Source organism: Dolichospermum planctonicum, assembly GCF_005402965.1.
Classification (GTDB): Bacteria; Cyanobacteriota; Cyanobacteriia; order Cyanobacteriales; family Nostocaceae; genus Dolichospermum; species Dolichospermum planctonicum.
On the sequence record NZ_BJCF01000024.1, the window covers coordinates 48587 to 66860 of the forward strand.

Below are 18274 nucleotides of genomic sequence, written 5' to 3' on the forward strand. Positions count from 1 at the left end.
TACCCATTAGCCATTAGCCTTTGAGCTTTTCTGCTTTAGCTTTAGCTTCGTTGATATCACCTACCAAGTAGAAAGCTTGCTCAGGTAAAGCATCCAACTCACCAGAAAGAATTTGTTTAAATCCTTTAATGGTGTCTTCCAACTTCACATACTTACCAGGAGAACCAGTAAATACCTCAGCGACAAAGAAAGGCTGAGACAAGAACCGTTCAACTTTCCGCGCCCGTGCGACAATGAGACGGTCTTCTTCAGACAATTCATCTAAACCAAGAATGGCGATAATGTCTTGTAATTCTTTGTAACGTTGCAGAGTAGATTGTACAGCCCGTGCAGTATCATAATGATCGCTACCAACGATGCCAGGTTGCAACATAGTAGAAGTAGAACCCAGAGGATCAACCGCAGGATAGATACCTTTAGAAGCCAAACTGCGAGATAATACAGTTGTTCCGTCTAAGTGAGCAAAGGTAGTTGCCGGAGCAGGATCGGTCAAGTCATCGGCAGGTACATATACAGCTTGAATAGAAGTAATAGAACCTTCTGTAGTAGAGGTAATCCGTTCTTGCAAAGCACCCACATCTGTACCCAAAGTAGGCTGATATCCTACAGCGGAGGGCATCCGACCCAAGAGCGCCGATACTTCAGAACCAGCTTGGACAAAGCGGAAGATATTATCAACAAACAACAATACGTCTTGCTTGTTCACATCACGGAAATACTCAGCCATTGTCAAGCCAGATAAACCAACCCGCATTCTTGCTCCGGGTGGCTCATTCATTTGACCATAAACTAGAGCGATTTTGGATTCATTGAGATTATCCTTATTGATAACTCCAGATTCCATCATTTCGTTGTAAAGGTCATTACCTTCACGAGTGCGTTCACCCACACCAGCAAATACCGATACACCACCATGTTGGGTAGCGATATTGTTGATCAATTCCATCATGATCACGGTTTTACCCACACCAGCACCGCCGAACAGACCGATTTTACCGCCGCGTCTGTAGGGTGTTAGCAAATCCACAACCTTAATACCGGTTTCAAACACAGAAGGAGTGGTTTCCAACTCTGTGAATTTAGGAGCGTCCCGGTGAATAGCTAGAGATGCTTCAGCGTTTACCGGACCTTGATTGTCTACAGGTTCGCCCAAAACGTTGAAAATCCGTCCCAAGGTGGCTTTACCAACGGGTACAGTGATAGGAGCGCCAGTATCAATAACTTCTAAACCACGAACTAAACCATCTGTGGTACTCATAGCTACAGCCCGGACTTGGTTATCGCCCAGGAGTTGCTGTACTTCAACGGTTAATTTCAGTTGTTGTCCAGCTTCGTTTGTGCCAGTGATAGTTAAAGCGTTGTAGATTTGGGGTAATTTACCGCCGGGGAACTTAACGTCTACAACCGGACCAATGATTTGGGTAATGTACCCAATGTTTGTTTTTTCTGCGGTGGTGACCATGCTGCGCCTAAATGATTGAAGCTGTTTTTCACAAGTGGGTTCTTTAAGACCCCAGATCAAGCGATATCATCTCTTAGGTTAGCACCTAACGACTCCACCTTTGCCTTAAATTCATTATTAAGAACAGATTTCCCATTTCTTGCACAAGTTGAGTATCTCTGGTATCAAAAGTTATGAATTATTTTTCGCGCCCAGACGCAAAGGCGCAATGTTTGGGATTTTCAGTCATCCTACGAAATAAATTACACATTTAGAACCGACTTGTTTATACTGATGCTACTGACCACTGAAAGTTTCTTCATGGTTCATTATTCGGAGGTAGAACCTTTAGGACTGCATTCCCAGTCTGGAGACTGGGAACGAGAGACACCACACAAGCTATCAGCAAGCCCTAATTAACTTTTTTTAAGACAACACAGCTAACAGAAATATCTTTGAATAGCCATAAAGCATATTTTAGAGAATCAAACCAACGCAATGGTTGGTAAATGGGTAACATAAGTCGAATCAACATCGCTAGTGTATACAATATGGGAGTAGTAGTAGTTGATTTTACTAAATAACCCCCTGGGAGAATTTCCCCATTGACAATTTTGAAATCGGGAAACAGGCTACTTAATTCCTGGATACTGGGTCGAAACATTGTATCAATAGGATCGCAGTGATAAGGATATTTATAGGGAACTGTCACGAAAAGATAGCCATTTTTAGGGACAATAGAGCTAATAATTTTACTTATTTCTTCTCTGTTATTGATGTGTTCCAATAGGTTGGAGCAGATAACAGATTGAATATTCATTTCTGAAAGTTTCTTTAAAAAATCAAGGCTGCATAAGTCTCCGACGAGATCAACACCTATATCATTTTTTATGTCCGTATGAATTACTGAGTAGCCTTTTGTTCTGGCAGGTTTGAATAATAACTCATCAATCCAGGGTTGTTCTTCTTCTCTAAATTTTTTGTTAGAACTACCAATATTCAGCATAGGGAATACACTGTTAGGATTGAGAGAATAGATTATATTTGCTAACCACTTAGCTTCTTCCCTGAACATAATGATTTAATGTCATGTAATTTGACCATCTTAAACGAAAATCAGGATATTTTTTACTCATAAGATATATTCATAAATTTGAGATTAATTTGAGATTAATTTGAGATTAATTTGAGATTTTTTTTCTCAGTTTAACTTTGATCAATAATTCATCTTTAATACGGTTTAAAATCGAAGTTTCATTTAAAGTTGAGAGAATTTGATTAACTACTGCCTTTGGTCCATCTGGTCCCCAATTTGCACCATTTGCTAAATAGGCTTTAGTAACTTGTCCGATACCATAAGAAGAGACACCAGCTACTCCTGCTTGAGTAATAGCTATGGATAAATAGGGTCCAATTGTCATTCCTGCGGTTGCTGTTGTTGAGATTCCTAACAAAGTTTTTAAACCACTTAAACCAAGATTTGCGAATAGTTCACTAGCACCAATACCACCCATACTCACAGCGATTTTTTGGAGTAATTTGACAGCACCAGTTTCTGTCATAGGGATACCATAAAGTTTAGATAGACCTAAAATTAAGGAAATATCTATAATGACAGCACTTAATATATCAACTACTGTAACAGGATTGAGGGCGATCGCCAATGCTTTAGTAATTACTGCTTTCCAAATTAACTGATTAGCATTTTCTTCCCTAATGATCAGTTTACGCTGTACCAATTGCTCATTGACATGATCAGCATACAGCATAGTATTTAAAGCCACTAAAGCCTTACCTTCACGGTGGAGAACTTCCAAAATTTTTAATTTTAGTTCTTCAACTTGCGACTTACCTTTTTGTAATTTTACACTCCTAGTACCATCGGAATTTTGTACTGCAATTCTTACCAATGGAGCAGCGGAAGCCATGACAATTTCTGCTGGTGAAAGTAATTCTCGTACCCTATCATCTCGAATTTTTTCGTAAATTGTAATTCTGTCAGTTTCAGGATATTGATCAACTTTATTAAAGACCAAGATTATCGGTTTACCTACTTCTCGTAATTGAGATAAAGCTAGTTGTTCAATTTTAGTCATATCTCCTGCAATCACAAACAGAATTAAATCAGCTTGTTTAGCGATTTGTTCAGCCAAAGCGGCGCGAGTTTCACCGTCTACTTCATCTAATCCGGGAGTATCAATTAATTCCACTTGAGATTGGCCGTTGCTAGGTAATGTAGCTTTCAAAGTTCCCAAAACTTCTTCACTAATACTCCAATTTACCATTTGAGCATCACGAGTCACACCATGTAAAGGACCAGTAACAAAGACCTCTTCACCAACTAAAGCATTAAGAAGAGAAGATTTACCACGTCCTACCATCCCAAAAGCAGCAATTTGGACTACCATGCTTTCTAATTTATCTAGCATAGTTTCCAAATCGTGAATTTCAGCTTCTAAACCTAATTTTTCCCCAGGAGAAAGATCCAGATTATTCACTAAGTTTCGTAATGCGGTTTTGGCTTGTTTGTAATTAAGTTCCGCTTGAATATCGTCAAAGGTAAAAATGGCACTGTCTAGTTCTTCTTCCCAGTTGGGGATAGATTCGGGTCTAGTATTCATTTTGAGGAACACAAAATATTGGTCATAGACGTTCAATGGGTAGGGATTCTCGGCTCTACAATCTTTACCTATTTTGCCAAAATTTATTTTATCTTTGCCAAAATGGACTCTCCATTCTTAAAAATACCACACGGCCAAAATCTTCGGGAACATGAAATTGGGGGTCTGGAGTTTGGCCCGAAGACCATTGGCTATGCTGTGGATTTGTTTTACCACCTAAGCGGTTCAGGTTGAGATGCCAAATTTCTCCTGATTTGGGTGGTGTATTCTTGGCTACCTTAGCAAAATTGCTGAAGGGAATCGCCGCTTCTAAAATCCAATATTTATCTGTATCACTGTCGTCATTTAGCGTCCCGACAATTGAGGTAGCAATTTTTATGCCTTCACCATTCCATGCGGAGGTGAATGGCCGTACTGGACCTTGAGGATGAAATTGATCTAGAAATGCCCCCCGCACGTTCATTTCAATATTAAAATAGACCTGGGGTTTATCTACATTCGGTGCTGTAAACACTTCTACACAATCGTCCTCATAAACTGCACTATCACGCTGAGTTTGTTCTGCCCAAATATGTGCATCTTCAACAATAAAAGATACATATAAATTATCATTATCCCACAGCAATTTACTGACTGTTTGTTCTTGCTTCCCCGAATTCCACCAGGGAAATTTGAATTTCCCTACATCCGGCGCAGCCGTCCATCCTGGCTCATCTAATTTGCCATCAATGATTATTGGTGTACTTATGTAAAAAATAGTATAAAATAGTTGGCTACGTGCAAATGCTGTCAGGGATGAAAAAAGTATAAATAATATAACTAATAGGGATAAAAGAGCAGCATTGAGTATTTTTTTGTATTGAAAATTTTTCAATTGTTTCATAGTAATTAGGGCTTAGGACTTAAACACCGTAGAAATTAACCATAGTCTGTACTAACAAATAAAATCCCGTCATTTCAAACTGTTGGCAACTACCTTTGGATAGATAGTAATCTCTTGCTAATTGTGTAAGAATCAAGCCTGATTATTTGACAATCTCAAACCCAATTTTTCGTGATTTTTGTGAATGAGTGCGTCAATAGTTAGGTTTTGGCCTGAGTTCTGAGCTTTAACAAGAAGATCAATTTCCGGTGTTATGAGGTACAGATATTAATGATAAAACTCTTGTGGTGCGGGCATCTTGCCCGCTAATGGTGTATCTCAGTCAGGGAAATGTTGTAATTTCAAAAAACTACGTTTTTCAAGGTAGAAACCCTTTATTGCTAATCTTCGCTAGTTTCACCCCAATCAGATATCTGGTTTTTAAGGTATGAGTAACTTTTCTGATAACTTCTTAAACATTAACCGCCGTCAGCTTTTATTAGGAACACTCTCAGTAGGGGCGGGTAGTGTGATGGGAATATTCCACAAATTTTCTCTGGCAACAGCTACACCAGTAATTTCACGATTAGGTATCCCAGGTTCCTTCCCCGGACGGGTTGTGGAAGTCGGGCATATTGAATCTGTAGTTAATGGTGAATTTCGTCGTGAACCAGTTCGCCAGATGGTTGCCCGTGGCATGATGGAGTTAACAGGTGCAGCAGATAATGTCAGTTCCTGGCGTTCCATGTTTGAGCGTGGGGATGTAGTAGGAATTAAGGTTAACCCAGTGGGCGCACCGCTGGCTATCTCTAATCATGTCTTAATTTATGAAGTCGTTAATGGATTGAAGTCTGCTGGTGTTAAACCACAAGATATAATTATTTTTGATCGCTATGGCGATATGTGGGCTAAAGCTGGCTACCAAAAACATCTCCCGGATGGTGTGCGGGGTGGAGGTGCAGTAGAAAAGTATGACGATGTTCAACTTGATATTAAGGGATACGATCCAGAAGTTTACGCCTATATGGAACTTATTGATCCCAAACTTCACGACCCCAAAGATGATCGTACCCGGCGATCGCATCTTTGTAATATAGTCTCCAAGCAAATTAACAAATTAATTAATATTCCCGTACTCAAAGATCATGGTTCCGCTGGTATCACTGGTGCTTTGAAGAACCTCTCTCATGGACTAGTTAATAATGTCGCCCGCAGTCATGCAAAACCGGAAACTAACGCCTGTAATATTTTCATTCCTACTATCTGTTCCCTCCAGCCCATTCGAGAAAAGACTGTGCTTAACATTATGGATGGATTGGTAGGAGTGTATCAAAAGGGTCCTTTTGGTAAAAAGGATTCGCCCTATACTTGGCCTTATCGCTCCCTGCTCTTTGCTACAGATCCAGTAGCCATGGATCGCATTGAGTGGCAAATCATTGATGCCAAGCGTGCTGCAATGAATCTACCTCCTGTGGCCAAAACCGGGAGAATGGGAGTCCAATCTCCAGCCAAGCAAACAGGTATTACGGGAGGAACAACCTCGGAGGAAGAAGGATTTGATATGCGCCAGCCGCAGCATATAATGATTGCTGCGGCACTGGGTTTAGGGGTTGCAGATATTGAAAAGATTAACCACGTAAAGATTAGACTGGCTTGAACCCACTTCCTTAAAATTCTGAGAAAGCTATTCCTTTTTCTCAATACCTTCGCCATTTTTTGTAGGTTGGTTTAAGCGACAGCGCAACAAATACGCATTTGTCGGGTCATGGCTTCGCCACACTTTGTGAACGTGCTTCAACCCAACCTACGAATCAAGGATTTTTTCAATTAGCATTTTTAGCACGATGCCGCATTTTCCAAGACCTGCCCGGATGTTCCACTTGAAAGGTCTCTATATTGCCTTTATCGGCTATAGTCACAAAGCCAGTGCGTCCATCCTGGCCTCCAAAGTCAATATTGGTTGGTTGTTGACCAATGAGTCGGATGGTTTTGAGGATTTTTCCTTCGGGAGACATTTTGACAACTTCTCCTTTGCCCCAGCGGGTGATATACAGGTTTCCCATGATGTCGCTACGCATTCCATCTAAACCACCATCTGAAAATTGATGTAGTAGTCTTTTGTGACTTACTTCACCTTTTGAATTTAAGTCATATACCCAAACTCTAAGTTGCTTAGTTTCATTAACGTAAAGTCTGGTTTGATCTGGTGACACTTCAATGCCGTTGGTCGTTCCCATATTTTTTTCCAAGAGTTCAGTTTTACCATCTTTATTGATACGCCACAACTGACCCGTACCCTCTTTCCAATTGGGATCACTGGCAAAGAGAATATCATTGTCCATAATAGCCAAATCATTTGGTTGATTCATTTTGGGTTCATCAGCAAACACACTGATCTTTCCCTCTGGAGTGATTTTCAGCACCTTGTGTCCTGTATAGTCAGCGACAAACATCTCATCTCGACGGTTAAACCGAATACCATTAGCGGTACTACCCTTGGGCATATTAACAAATAAGCTGCTAACCCCATCTGGAGTAACCCGACCAATCGTTTCCTTTTGTCCAAAGCTCACAGCATATAAATTTCCATTTTTATCAACAGCAGCTCCCTCAATTTGGGGGGTAAATGTTCCCTCCTTAGTGAAGGCGCGACTTTGGTAGGGCCTGATCGCTAGGGAACTGGATAGGAAACATAACCAAGTCGTTCCCATAATCCAGGGGATAACTTTCCATCTTGCAATATTTAACCGCAATTAGAACCTTCCTCATCATATTAGACCTATCCAAAATATAATCCAGGGACAAAAAAATGGTAGAAGGTAAAACAGTATTGTTGATTAAGCAGATGAATTTTAGTCTTACGCAAAGGTCAGAGTTTTAAAAAAAGGTTCAATTCTAGAATTTCATATCTCAATTCAACAATACCAAAATTTAAGATATAACAACCTGATGTAATTCATTGGGAGTAAGATGAGAATGAACAACTTCACCATCACGAAACCAAACAATGCGCTTAGTTTGACGCGCAACTTCTGATTCATGGGTGACGATAACAACAGTAATCCCACTGCTATTAAGTTCACTAAATAAATCTAATACTTCTTGAGTTGTATGAGAATCAAGTGCGCCGGTGGGTTCGTCAGCCAGGAGAACAACGGGACGGTTGACAATGGCGCGAGCGATCGCTACTCTTTGTTGTTGTCCTCCTGATAATTGGGTAGGTTTATTATTGAGGCGTTTTTCTAAACCGACCTTGATTAATGCTTCTGTGGCTCGTTCTTTTCTTTCCCCAGGTTTAACACCAGCATATACCATTGGTAACATGACATTTTCTAAGGCTGTTAATTGGTTTAATAAATGGAATTGTTGAAAGACAAACCCTAATTTTTTATTACGAATATGCGCCAATTCTGTATCACTCATTTGCGCGACATTCAAATTATCTAAATAATAACTTCCCTGACTAGGACGATCTAAACAACCGATAATATTCATGGCTGTGGATTTCCCCGAACCAGAAGGACCCATTATCGAACAATATTCACCTTTTTCTATCACCAAATTCACTTGATTAAGTGCTTTAACTTCTATATCTCCAATTCCATAAACTTTAAAAATATCCTCTAAACAAATAATTGCTGATTCTGGTGCAGCTTGGGGAACATTCGTATTATTAAAAGTCAGAGTATTAGCCATAAAGATTTATCCTCATGTAGACTGTCATTGTAGCATAGAGATTGCTGTTTGTGTGAATTTTAATTAAAAATGCGATGACTAGAACACCGATTCTGTAATCCACAAAATGGCGATTTTATGTAGGGGCAAACCCCCCGTGGTTGCCCCGATAATTCATGGTTAAACCGATACTAAATCTGTAATTTTAATTATTTTTACGCCGTTCTTAGTGCTACCATGGGATCAAGTTGAGCCGCACGACGTGCCGGAACGACACCGAAGAATAAACCAATAGCACCAGAAACACTCGCAGTTAAAAGAACTGCTGCTGGGGAAATTGTAGATTGAAAAGGGCTAAATATTCCCACTAAAATGATGCTACCACCACCTAAAATAATGCCGATTAAACCACCAGTTACTGATAATATCACAGCTTCAATCATAAATTGCAAAAGGATGTCCTGTTGCGTTGCACCGATAGCTTTACGCAGTCCAATTTCTTGAGTACGTTCAGTCACAGAAACTAGCATAATATTCATAATCCCAATACCACCCACAAATAAGGAAATACTAGCTATTGCAGCCAACATTATTGTCAATCCTCCGGTAATTGAATTACTGATTTCTAAGAGGTTCTTTTGGGTTTGAATGGTAAAATCATCTTCGCGGATAATTTTGTGCCGACGACGCAGTAAATTTGTCATTTGAAACTCTGCTGCTGATATACTATTTTCATCATTCGCTGATACAGAAATCATGGCAATATTAATACCAAAAGGGGATGTTCTCCCCACTAAACGACTAAACATGGTATTAATGGGAATATAGACGGTATCATCATTGTTACTCCCAAAGGAAGAACCTTTGGCTACGGTTAAACCAATTACTTGAAAGGTAGTATTTTGAATGCGGATTTTCTGACCCAGAGGATTTTGATTATCAAATAGTTTATTGGCTAAATCTGGACCTAATATTGCTACTCTTTTACTCCGTTTAATATCGAATTCATTAAAAAACCTTCCTTCCTTAATTTCTAAACTACGAACTGTGGGATAATTAGGAGTAGTACCGATAACCGTACTTGTTGTATTTCGATTGCGATAAGTGATTGTAATTCGGTTATTAATCTCTGGAGCAACTTCTTTGACTGCACGGACTTGTTTAGCGATCGCTTTAGCATCTTGTAAAACCAAAGTTCTCGGTACTCCTGTTGCTCTACTGCGAGTTCCTGGACTACCGGGAATAACAAATAAAGTATTAGGTCCTAAGGATTGAAATTGTTTATTTGTAAATATTTTTGCCCCTTCTCCAATCCCAATCATAGCAATAACTGAGGCATTACCAATAATAATTCCCAACATGGTCAAACTACTCCGCAACTTATTAGCTAATAAGGTGGTAGTTGCCATTTTCACGCTTTCTAAAATGTCCATAATTTATGTTTTATGTTTAATGTTTAATGTTTAATTTTTATTTTCTTTACTCTGTTCTGTCTTCCCCTTTTCCTTGGTTTTAGGTAGGTCAATAAATATCCGATCTCCGGCTTTAAGACCATCTAAAACTTGAACTTCGTTATCAATATTCGCACCAATTTTGACTAGATTAAACTCAGGTTGATTTTTTTCACCTAATAACCATACTCCAGTTTTTCCCTTGCGAGTAACAATTAACTCTTGGGGAATTAACAGCGCGTTTTGGATGTTATTACCAAGAAATGTCACTTCACTCACATTCATTCCTGAACGCAATTTTTCAGACCCTTTATTAACAGTAACCCGCACCTGAAATGAGGTGACATTTTGCTCAACTACCGCTTCAGGAGCAATCAAACGCACTTGTCCGTGAAAGATTTCATCGGGATAAGCATCAACAGTAATTTCTACTTTTTGTCTTTGTTTAATTTGGGATATATCCACTTCAGGAACATTTGCTAAAACTTCTAATCCTTTGGCTAAAGCTACTATAGAAGTTGAGGTAGCAGAAGCACTACTGGAAGCAGAAACAGCAGGACTAACAAAACCCCCCACTGTCGCGTATCTTTGAGTAATAACGCCTGCAAAAGGAGCGCGGATAATTGTATCTTCTAATTGTACTTGTTGTTGTTTTAATTGAGCTTCTGCACTAGCTACTGCTGCTTTTAATCTGGCAATTTCTTCGGGACGACTACCATTTTCTAATTTTCTTAAAGCTTCCTTTTCCTGATTAACTATTGCTTGTTGCTTTTGAATATCTTGGTTACGGTTGCCAATTTTCAGTAAGGATAATCGTTTTTGTGCTTCTTCTAAATTGGCTTTTGCTTTTCTATTTTCACTGATGTATTGTTCTAAACTATCTTGAGAAATTGCCCCATTTTTTGCTAAATCTTGATAACGTTTTAACCGTGATTGAGTTAGTTCTACAGCAGCTTTTGCCGAGTCTACTTGAGCCTGTGCTTGTTGAATTTCCTGTAAACGATTCCCCTCACGGATAATCGCTAATTGAGCCTGTGCTTGGTCTACACGGGCTTTTCCTTGGGCAATTTCTTCGGGACGACTTCCCGCTAGGCTTTCGGCTAACTGCGCTTTTGCCTGTTCTAAATTAGCTTTGTATTGGATAATTCGCATTTTAATTTCCGAATTATCCATGCGAGCAATTATTTGTCCTTTCTTGACTGTTTGTCCCTGTTCAACATTTAAATCTGCCAACAGTCCAGAACTTTTAGGACTAATATTGACGCTTTGAATTGGTTGGACCTTACCACTAGCCGTAATGCGAACAGTTATATCTTTTGCCGCCACTGGGACAGTCAATTTAGTTATATCTGGTGGTTTATTTCCTTGCTGGATGGTTTTGATAGTGGCTGTTGTTCCTACAATTAAAACACCACTAGCAATTAAACCGATTAACCAACGTAATGGATATTTAACTTTTTTGCCAATTAAGGGAATTTCTATGTAAAAAATCATGATTAAAAAAGTTGAGGAACAAAAATTAGTGAGTCTATTTTATAGACAAAACCTGATGATAATCATTTGATTTATGTAATCTATCGTCTGATTGGGTGAATTTTTTATTTTTTGACTTTTTATCCTCCTGCTGACTATAGTATCATAGTTGTCTTTGATTAGTAAACATGACTTATTTCCTATTTTAGCACTTCATCTGCTAAATCTCATGATCATTGCCCTGGGGAACTATTTAAAGGATAGTGAATTTGTTCTATCATCTCAATTCCTTTTGCACCTGTAGTAATGGATAAACAGGTAAACAGGACGATATCAGAAGTCAAAACTGGGAATTTTTTACAATTGCTTAAATTCATGCTATGGCTTGATAGTAAATAGTCCTATTTTATAATAAATAGTTAATCAAGAAATTACGGCGGAAACTAAATTGAATTTTCGCTTAAATAAATAGCCCGAATATCAGCAGGTAATTCAGCTTCTAGCATTCGATAAATCTCTTCTAGGTAACTGGTAACTTCCATCATTTCAATTAACCAGTTTTGTAGGGTTAAGTCGTCCTGTGAGCTTAAATCTAGTTTACCTAATTGATAAAATAAAATATATGCCGCCCAGAGCAAACCAATAATCGGCTTGTACAGGCGATCGCGCCGAATGCCAACTTAAAGTATATAATTAATATCGAGCTATAACGGCAAAAAATCACTGTAAAATACTTGCCAGAATCTGGATATTGTCGAAACAGACTCAGTAATTCTTGCTCACTGTGATCAAATAGCGACTTTACCAATGGGTGATTAGTAGGGGGAAAGTAGGGAATTTTCACAATCTCTGGATTAGATAACTGTTAAAATATACCAATGAATGGTTAAGCGATCATTAATAATATGTGAAAGTCAGTTAAATAAACTAAGATCAGACTACTAGATTATTGATAAACTAGAAACAAGGACTTAATGTTAGTCTTAATAGACGCTATTAAAAGCGCCTCCTTTATACCAATATTTTGATAGTGTTTGTTCATGGTTATAGAAGCTAGTTCCATAATGTTCCTGCTAAGTCCACTAACTTTAGGCTCATTCTTGCCTTCCCTGCCCTTGGATAGCCTATTCTCCACCCAAGGGATTATGATTATGCTGCTGGCGGCTTACGCTGGTGCCATGTGGATGTTTCTGAGTAGCGCTCCTAAAGTTTATACTGTTATGGTATCAGATTTAGAAGTTGCCCGACAGTTGTATGAAGGATTGTTAGATTTACCCGTAGCGGAAGTCCCTTTGCACTATTATTACAATTATGAGCAAACCATTGGTGCAACAGGTATTGACCCGCTGTATATGTCTACTAGTCCCAGTTGGTCTAACAGTAACGTGAATCATGGTAATGACGGGCTATGGTATCAACTGAAAAAAAATACTCAATTACATATTATCACAGGTGCTAGTTTAGGGACAAAGGATCAGCAGCGTCATGTTTGTTTTGATCATGAGTGTCTAGAATTAATTTTAATGCGAGTGGAAGTCCGGGGTTTAAAGTTCAAAATTCGCAATCAAAAGCCTTTGAATTTTTTAGTTAAGGATTATGACGGACGGGTAATTGAAATGGCTGAAGTTGCTAATTAGTTATAGTTAGGTGGGTAATGCCCACCCTACACTATAAAATATTTCAAAATATTTCAAGTATTGAGTTTAATTATTAATTATTCCTATCCTGCTAATTCTTCCTCTTTTTTGCTAACTTATCAATTAAAGTCAATGATGCCGGACTAAAGAAGGATGGCGATTTAATAAAAGTGTTATAGTGGGGGAGGAGGAGTATAAGTGAATTCTGAATTTTTAGATAAATAACCCATACTAAAAACTGAAAAATGACCATTAACCGTGCAAATAATAGAAGTTTACTCCAAAAGTCTGATTGGCCTGTTAAAGATTTACCAGGATTAAGTGCAGAAGAGCAAGCCCAACTGAAGAATTGTGGTATCAATACCACAGAAGAACTAATTACAAGAGGAAAAACTCCAGAAGAAAGAATAATATTAGCGGGTAAATTGCAAGTAGATCTTCACTCTGTGAATAAATGGGTAGTTTTAGCAGGTTTAGCCCGTGTTCCCAGTGTGGGGACTCAATATTGCGGTATATTGCTTCACGCTGGTGTTATTTCCATAGCCCAATTAGCGCAAACTCCCACGCATAGATTACATAGACAAGTCATGCGCTTGCAAGTATCAACATTACACAGCCGCAATTTGTGTCCAGCAGTTGAATTAGTGCAACAGTGGAGTCATCAAGCGCAAGCGATGGGTAATTAGCTATTCCTTTGCTAAAACGCCATTAAGAAAGATATCCGCCAACCCTTCCGCCATTTTTTGCATTTCTTGGGGGGAGGCGTTGGGTTCTATGAGGGTATGATCAGCAAAACCGGCGATCGCAAATAAACCTAAAAATACCTTAGCGCCAAGTTTGGCATCTATCTGACGATAGATGCCTTGGTCTATTGCTGTTTGAAAAAATGCTTCAGCCACATCTGTCATTTTATCAATAACTTCGGTTTGAATGCGATCGCGCAAATCTGGATGAAATTGCACTTCCATAAAGCAAACACGCATAATATCGGTGTTTTTTTGTAAATTCCACATCCGACGACGCATAACTTGGGCTATAGCCTTATAACTACCCATTTCGCTGAGTTCTGTGAGTAAATCTGTGAGAATATCCACCCAGCCATTAGTGGCCACTTCCACCAAAATTGCTTTTTTATTGTCAAAATAACGAAAGAGGGTTCCTTCGGCTACCCCTGCGGTTTGTGCTAAATCACGGGTTGTAGTTCCCTCGAATCCCTTCGTAGCAAACAATCGTTGTGCTGCTTGCAAAATTCGTGTGCGTGTCTGGACTTCTGATGATGGCGGAGAATTAAAAATTCGCATAATATTTTGATATCTATTTTGATATCTCCAAAACAGGATTGGTAGTCTTATTGTGCAACGAGGGATGCAGAAATTACAAAAATCTTCATAGAAGGTTAACTCTTTTTGTGTTAATTATTCTATCTTTCAAGTAATGTTAACTTACTTTAACTTTTGCTTATGCACCAGACAATTTTAAATTTGCTGACCGGTGACGTTAAAAAGTCCCCATTCCGTCGTCTATTAGCAACTAGTTTAGCGTTGATAGTCTTAACTTGGGGGTGGATACCAGAAATGGCCATAGCCCTGCAACCGCCCCAAAATTCCATTCAGCCTTATCTAGAACAAGTAATTAATCGTTTAACAGAATTTCGCTTAGATAATGGATTAAAATTCATTGTTTTAGAAAGACATCAAGCCCCAGTAGTTTCCTTTTTGACTTATGCTGATGTGGGTGGTATTGATGAACCAGATGGACAAACGGGTGTAGCCCACTTTTTAGAGCATTTAGCCTTTAAAGGGACAAAGCGCATCGGTACTAAAGACTACAAAGCCGAGGCCCCGCTGCTGGAAAAATTAGAAAAGTTGGATAACCAAATTAAAATCGCCAAAGCCGACAATCAAAAAGATGAAATAGCGCGGTTAGAAACCGAGTTTAAATCAGTAGAATCCCAAGCCCTAAAATTAGTTAAACAGAACGAAATGGGGCAAATTGTCGAACAAGCTGGTGGTGTGGGTTTAAATGCTAATACATCCTCAGAAGCTACCCGCTATTTTTATAGTTTTCCTGCGAATAAATTAGAATTGTGGATGTCTTTAGAATCTGATCGATTTTTAGATCCTGTCTTTCGAGAATTTTATAAAGAAAAAGAAGTAATTTTGGAAGAAAGACGCTTACGAGTAGAAAATTCTCCTATCGGCCAAATGGTAGAAAAGTTCATAGATGCTGCTTTCAAAGTTCATCCTTACCGACGACCAGTAATTGGTTATGATCAAGACATTCGCAACTTAACACCGGAGAATGTGAGGAAGTTTTTCGATGCTTATTATGCTCCTAGTAATTTAACTATTGCTATTGTGGGAGATGTTAACCCCAATGAAGTGAAAAAACTGGCACAAACTTATTTTGGACGTTATCGAGCTAAACCTAAACCCCAACAAAAACTACCAATAGAACCCCAACAAACTGCGACTAGGGAAGTTACTTTAGAATTATCTACTCAACCTTGGTATTTGGAAGGTTATCATGTTCCAGCTATTACCGATCCTGATCATGCAGTTTATGAAATCATCGGTAGTTTAATGAGTGACGGGAGAACATCAAGACTTTATAAGTCCTTGGTGGAAAAACAAAACTTAGCTTTAAATGCTGAAGGTTATAGCGGATTTCCTGGGGATAAATATCCCAATTTAATGTTCTTTTATGCCCTAACATCTCCAGGAAAAACAGTAGATGAAGTAGCGATCGCTTTAAGGCAAGAAATTGATAAATTGAAAACTGAACCTGTATCTGCGGTGGAATTACAACGATTAAAAACCAAAGCTAGAGCGAATTTATTACGCAGTTTAGATTCTAATTCAGGTATGGCCGAACAGTTGTTAGAATATGAAGTAAAAACCGGTTCTTGGCGTAATTTGTTTTTGCAATTGGATAAAATTGCAGCAGTGACTCCTGAGGATATTCAAAGAGTAGCTCGTGCTACTTTTACGCCAGAAAATCGCATTGTTGGCAAGTTGTTGTCAAAACAACCAGGATGAAATTTGAGGTTTTATTTCACGCAGATTCGCAGAGTCGCAGAAAGGAAGAGTTTGAAAATGTCTCTTTGAGAAAAGCTAGGCTCAAAAAATTGAAAATAGAGAAGATAGGTATGTTGAGGTTTGATTTGAAAAACAAAAAATTCCAGTTTTCTAGGGGACAAAGATTTGTTTTTACTTTGGTAGTGGTTGTTGCTTGTTTCTTCGTAAATTTAAATTTTTCTTGGGCAGGAACGACAGCAAAGTATTACAATGAATTGAAGTTTCCCCCGGTTTCAGCGGTTAAGTTACCCAAGTATGAACGGTATGTACTAAAAAATGGTTTGGTAGTTTATTTGATGGAAGATCATGAGCTACCATTGGTCAGTGGTATGGCTTTGGTAAGAACAGGTAGTCGTTGGGAAGCAGCCCAAAAAGCTGGTTTAGCTGGTTTGGTGGGTTCTACTTTGCGGAGTGGTGGGACTCAAAAACATTCCGCAGATGAGTTAAATGAGATTTTAGAACAACGAGCCGCATCCGTGGAAACAGATATGGGGGAATCTGTTGGTAGTGTAGGTTTTGAAGCTCTCAAGGAAGATTTAGAAATGGCTTTTGGGCTATTTACTGAGGTATTACGAGAACCTGCGTTTGCTCAAGACAAGTTGGATTTGGAAAAAACTCAAATTCGTGGTGATATTTCTCGTCGCAATGATAGTCCTAATAGTATCGCCAGTCGAGAGTTTAAAAAGCTAATTTATGGCAAAAAAAGTCCTTATGCGCGTACAGTTGAATATGCAACTCTTGACCAAATTTCTCGTGATGATTTACTCAAGTTTTATCAGCAATATTTTCACCCCAATAATCTGATTTTAGGCATTGTTGGCGATTTTAATCCTGAAAAAATGCGATCGCTCATTCAATCCAAATTTGGTGACTGGAAACCAAGTCCTGAAATTACTAAAACCCAATTACCACAAGTCACCCAAGCTAATTTAGGTGGTGTATATTTTGTTAATCAACCCCAACTCACTCAAAGTAGTGTTTTAATTGGTCATTTGGGTGGAAAATTCAATAATCCTGATTATCCAGCTTTGGATGTCATGAATGGTATTCTAAATGGTTTTGGCGGACGTTTATTTAATGAGTTGCGATCGCGTCAAGGTTTAGCTTATTCTGTATATGGTCTCTGGAACCCCCGTTTTGACTATCCCGGAATGTTTATTGCTGGAGGACAAACTCGCACGGAAACTACAGTTCAATTCATCAAATCACTACAAACGGAAATCAAGCGGTTACAAACTGAAAATGTCACGACTAAGGAATTAAATAATGCTAAAGACTCTACGCTAAATTCCTTTGTTTTCAACTTTGAAAATCCTAGTCAAACCCTATCTCGGTTAATGCGATACGAATATTATGGTTATCCGGCTGATTTCTTATTTCGCTATCAAAAAGCCGTTAATTCTACTACAGTAGCAGATGTCAAACGGGTAGCACAGAAATACTTGAAACCGGAAAATTTAGTTACTTTAGTAGTAGGAAATCAAACTGGAATCAAACAACCATTAACTAACTTAGCCACGAAGGTAACAACCATAGATATTACCATCCCCGGTAGTTAGCCAGCAGCCCGTAAATAAAAAGATCCCCGACTTCTCAAAGAAGTCGGATATCTAATTTTTCTGATTGATAATTTCGCAACTACGGGTCAACTTGAGGATTTCTAGAGTATTTTTTTTACTCTTGTAGAAACTCCTCACTGTCATAAACATCAGGCCAAACAGTTGCACCGTGTTCATATTTATCAATCCCAATCTTATCAGCTTCAGGATTAACACGCAGCTTACCAATAAAATTAAGCCCACTGAACATGACAAAGGCAAAAGCAACAGTAAAAACTGATACTGCAACTACGCCCAAAATCTGCACACCCAACAAGTCAAAACCGCCACCCAAAAACAGACCAGCTTTTTTATCCCACATTCCGCACCCCAAACTGTCACAGAGGTAAATTACGTAGAGAAAAAATTAAAGAGAGCATCAAAACAAACATATAAAGTGAAAAAAGGCATTTGAGAAACAGTAAATCACCAAAAACGT

The 18274-nt window shown here is 38.7% G+C and carries 14 protein-coding genes and 2 pseudogenes; 5 read left to right on the plus strand and 11 right to left on the minus strand.

Translation table 11 applies throughout. The annotated features are described in order from the left end of the window. Positions 1–13: 13 nt before the first annotated feature. From atpD to FFO06_RS11915, 4 genes are all read right to left on the minus strand, one after another. On the minus strand, positions 14–1462 hold the full coding sequence (atpD, locus tag FFO06_RS11900; RefSeq protein ID WP_137908233.1) for a F0F1 ATP synthase subunit beta: 1449 nt from the start codon (positions 1460–1462) through the stop codon (positions 14–16). 391 nt (positions 1463–1853) lie between these two features. Further along, complete coding sequence (locus FFO06_RS11905) at positions 1854–2516, minus strand: methyltransferase type 11 (RefSeq protein ID WP_137908234.1); 663 nt, start codon at positions 2514–2516, stop codon at positions 1854–1856. Between the two features lie 106 nt (positions 2517–2622). After that, positions 2623–4062, minus strand: a complete 1440-nt coding sequence (locus tag FFO06_RS11910) for a GTP-binding protein (protein WP_137908235.1) — start codon at positions 4060–4062, stop codon at positions 2623–2625. Between the two features lie 88 nt (positions 4063–4150). Further along, complete coding sequence (locus FFO06_RS11915; RefSeq protein WP_137908236.1) at positions 4151–4945, minus strand: carbohydrate-binding family 9-like protein; 795 nt, start codon at positions 4943–4945, stop codon at positions 4151–4153. 427 nt (positions 4946–5372) lie between these two features. Here FFO06_RS11915 and FFO06_RS11920 point away from each other — a divergent pair, with 427 nt between their 5' ends. Then, complete coding sequence (locus tag FFO06_RS11920; protein WP_137908237.1) at positions 5373–6581, plus strand: DUF362 domain-containing protein; 1209 nt, start codon at positions 5373–5375, stop codon at positions 6579–6581. Between the two features lie 166 nt (positions 6582–6747). Here the strand turns inward: FFO06_RS11920 and FFO06_RS11925 are convergent, their stop codons facing one another. From FFO06_RS11925 to FFO06_RS11945, 5 genes and pseudogenes are all read right to left on the minus strand, one after another. Further along, positions 6748–7677: an SMP-30/gluconolactonase/LRE family protein gene (locus FFO06_RS11925; protein WP_199290969.1), complete on the minus strand. Its 930-nt coding sequence runs from the start codon at positions 7675–7677 to the stop codon at positions 6748–6750. Between the two features lie 178 nt (positions 7678–7855). Further along, complete coding sequence (locus FFO06_RS11930) at positions 7856–8620, minus strand: ABC transporter ATP-binding protein (RefSeq protein ID WP_028085333.1); 765 nt, start codon at positions 8618–8620, stop codon at positions 7856–7858. Between the two features lie 194 nt (positions 8621–8814). Next, a complete protein-coding gene (locus tag FFO06_RS11935; protein ID WP_137908238.1) occupies positions 8815–10032 on the minus strand; it encodes an ABC transporter permease in 1218 nt (405 codons plus the stop codon). Between the two features lie 30 nt (positions 10033–10062). Further along, on the minus strand, positions 10063–11544 hold the full coding sequence (locus FFO06_RS11940; RefSeq protein WP_137908239.1) for an efflux RND transporter periplasmic adaptor subunit: 1482 nt from the start codon (positions 11542–11544) through the stop codon (positions 10063–10065). A gap of 422 nt (positions 11545–11966) precedes the next feature. After that, positions 11967–12367, minus strand: a pseudogene (locus FFO06_RS11945) (hypothetical protein). A gap of 196 nt (positions 12368–12563) precedes the next feature. On the opposite strand from FFO06_RS11945, the gene FFO06_RS11950 reads away from it, so the two are divergent. Together FFO06_RS11950 and FFO06_RS11955 are read left to right on the plus strand one after the other, a co-directional pair. Next, entirely contained in the window at positions 12564–13160 is a 597-nt protein-coding gene (locus FFO06_RS11950) for a glyoxalase-like domain protein (protein WP_137908240.1), read from the plus strand. Between the two features lie 245 nt (positions 13161–13405). Continuing rightward, positions 13406–13846, plus strand: a complete 441-nt coding sequence (locus FFO06_RS11955; protein ID WP_137908241.1) for a DUF4332 domain-containing protein — start codon at positions 13406–13408, stop codon at positions 13844–13846. Here FFO06_RS11955 and FFO06_RS11960 read toward each other — a convergent pair whose 3' ends face one another. Continuing rightward, on the minus strand, positions 13847–14461 hold the full coding sequence (locus FFO06_RS11960) for a TetR/AcrR family transcriptional regulator (RefSeq protein ID WP_137908242.1): 615 nt from the start codon (positions 14459–14461) through the stop codon (positions 13847–13849). Positions 14462–14620: 159 nt separating this feature from the next. On the opposite strand from FFO06_RS11960, the gene FFO06_RS11965 reads away from it, so the two are divergent. Both FFO06_RS11965 and FFO06_RS11970 read left to right on the plus strand, forming a co-directional pair. After that, positions 14621–16198: a M16 family metallopeptidase gene (locus FFO06_RS11965; protein WP_137908243.1), complete on the plus strand. Its 1578-nt coding sequence runs from the start codon at positions 14621–14623 to the stop codon at positions 16196–16198. 110 nt (positions 16199–16308) lie between these two features. Next, positions 16309–17796 carry a M16 family metallopeptidase gene (locus tag FFO06_RS11970; protein ID WP_137908244.1) on the plus strand — a complete coding sequence of 496 codons (1488 nt, stop codon included), beginning with the start codon at positions 16309–16311 and terminating at the stop codon, positions 17794–17796. 115 nt (positions 17797–17911) lie between these two features. Here FFO06_RS11970 and FFO06_RS11975 read toward each other — a convergent pair. Continuing rightward, positions 17912–18151: pseudogene (locus FFO06_RS11975) on the minus strand (ammonium transporter); the annotation flags it as partial. Between the last annotated feature and the right edge of the window lie 123 nt (positions 18152–18274).

Excerpts from the sequence above, each read along its gene's own strand:
- atpD (WP_137908233.1), bottom strand. The coding sequence starts at position 1,462 with ATGGTCACCACCGCAGAAAAAACAAACATTGGGTACATTACCCAAATC.
- FFO06_RS11905 (WP_137908234.1), bottom strand. The coding sequence starts at position 2,516 with ATGTTCAGGGAAGAAGCTAAGTGGTTAGCAAATATAATCTATTCTCTC.
- FFO06_RS11910 (WP_137908235.1), bottom strand. The coding sequence starts at position 4,062 with ATGAATACTAGACCCGAATCTATCCCCAACTGGGAAGAAGAACTAGAC.
- FFO06_RS11915 (WP_137908236.1), bottom strand. The coding sequence starts at position 4,945 with ATGAAACAATTGAAAAATTTTCAATACAAAAAAATACTCAATGCTGCT.
- FFO06_RS11920 (WP_137908237.1), top strand. The coding sequence starts at position 5,373 with ATGAGTAACTTTTCTGATAACTTCTTAAACATTAACCGCCGTCAGCTT.
- FFO06_RS11930 (WP_028085333.1), bottom strand. The coding sequence starts at position 8,620 with ATGGCTAATACTCTGACTTTTAATAATACGAATGTTCCCCAAGCTGCA.
- FFO06_RS11935 (WP_137908238.1), bottom strand. The coding sequence starts at position 10,032 with ATGGACATTTTAGAAAGCGTGAAAATGGCAACTACCACCTTATTAGCT.
- FFO06_RS11940 (WP_137908239.1), bottom strand. The coding sequence starts at position 11,544 with ATGATTTTTTACATAGAAATTCCCTTAATTGGCAAAAAAGTTAAATAT.
- FFO06_RS11950 (WP_137908240.1), top strand. The coding sequence starts at position 12,564 with ATGGTTATAGAAGCTAGTTCCATAATGTTCCTGCTAAGTCCACTAACT.
- FFO06_RS11955 (WP_137908241.1), top strand. The coding sequence starts at position 13,406 with ATGACCATTAACCGTGCAAATAATAGAAGTTTACTCCAAAAGTCTGAT.
- FFO06_RS11960 (WP_137908242.1), bottom strand. The coding sequence starts at position 14,461 with ATGCGAATTTTTAATTCTCCGCCATCATCAGAAGTCCAGACACGCACA.
- FFO06_RS11965 (WP_137908243.1), top strand. The coding sequence starts at position 14,621 with ATGCACCAGACAATTTTAAATTTGCTGACCGGTGACGTTAAAAAGTCC.
- FFO06_RS11970 (WP_137908244.1), top strand. The coding sequence starts at position 16,309 with ATGTTGAGGTTTGATTTGAAAAACAAAAAATTCCAGTTTTCTAGGGGA.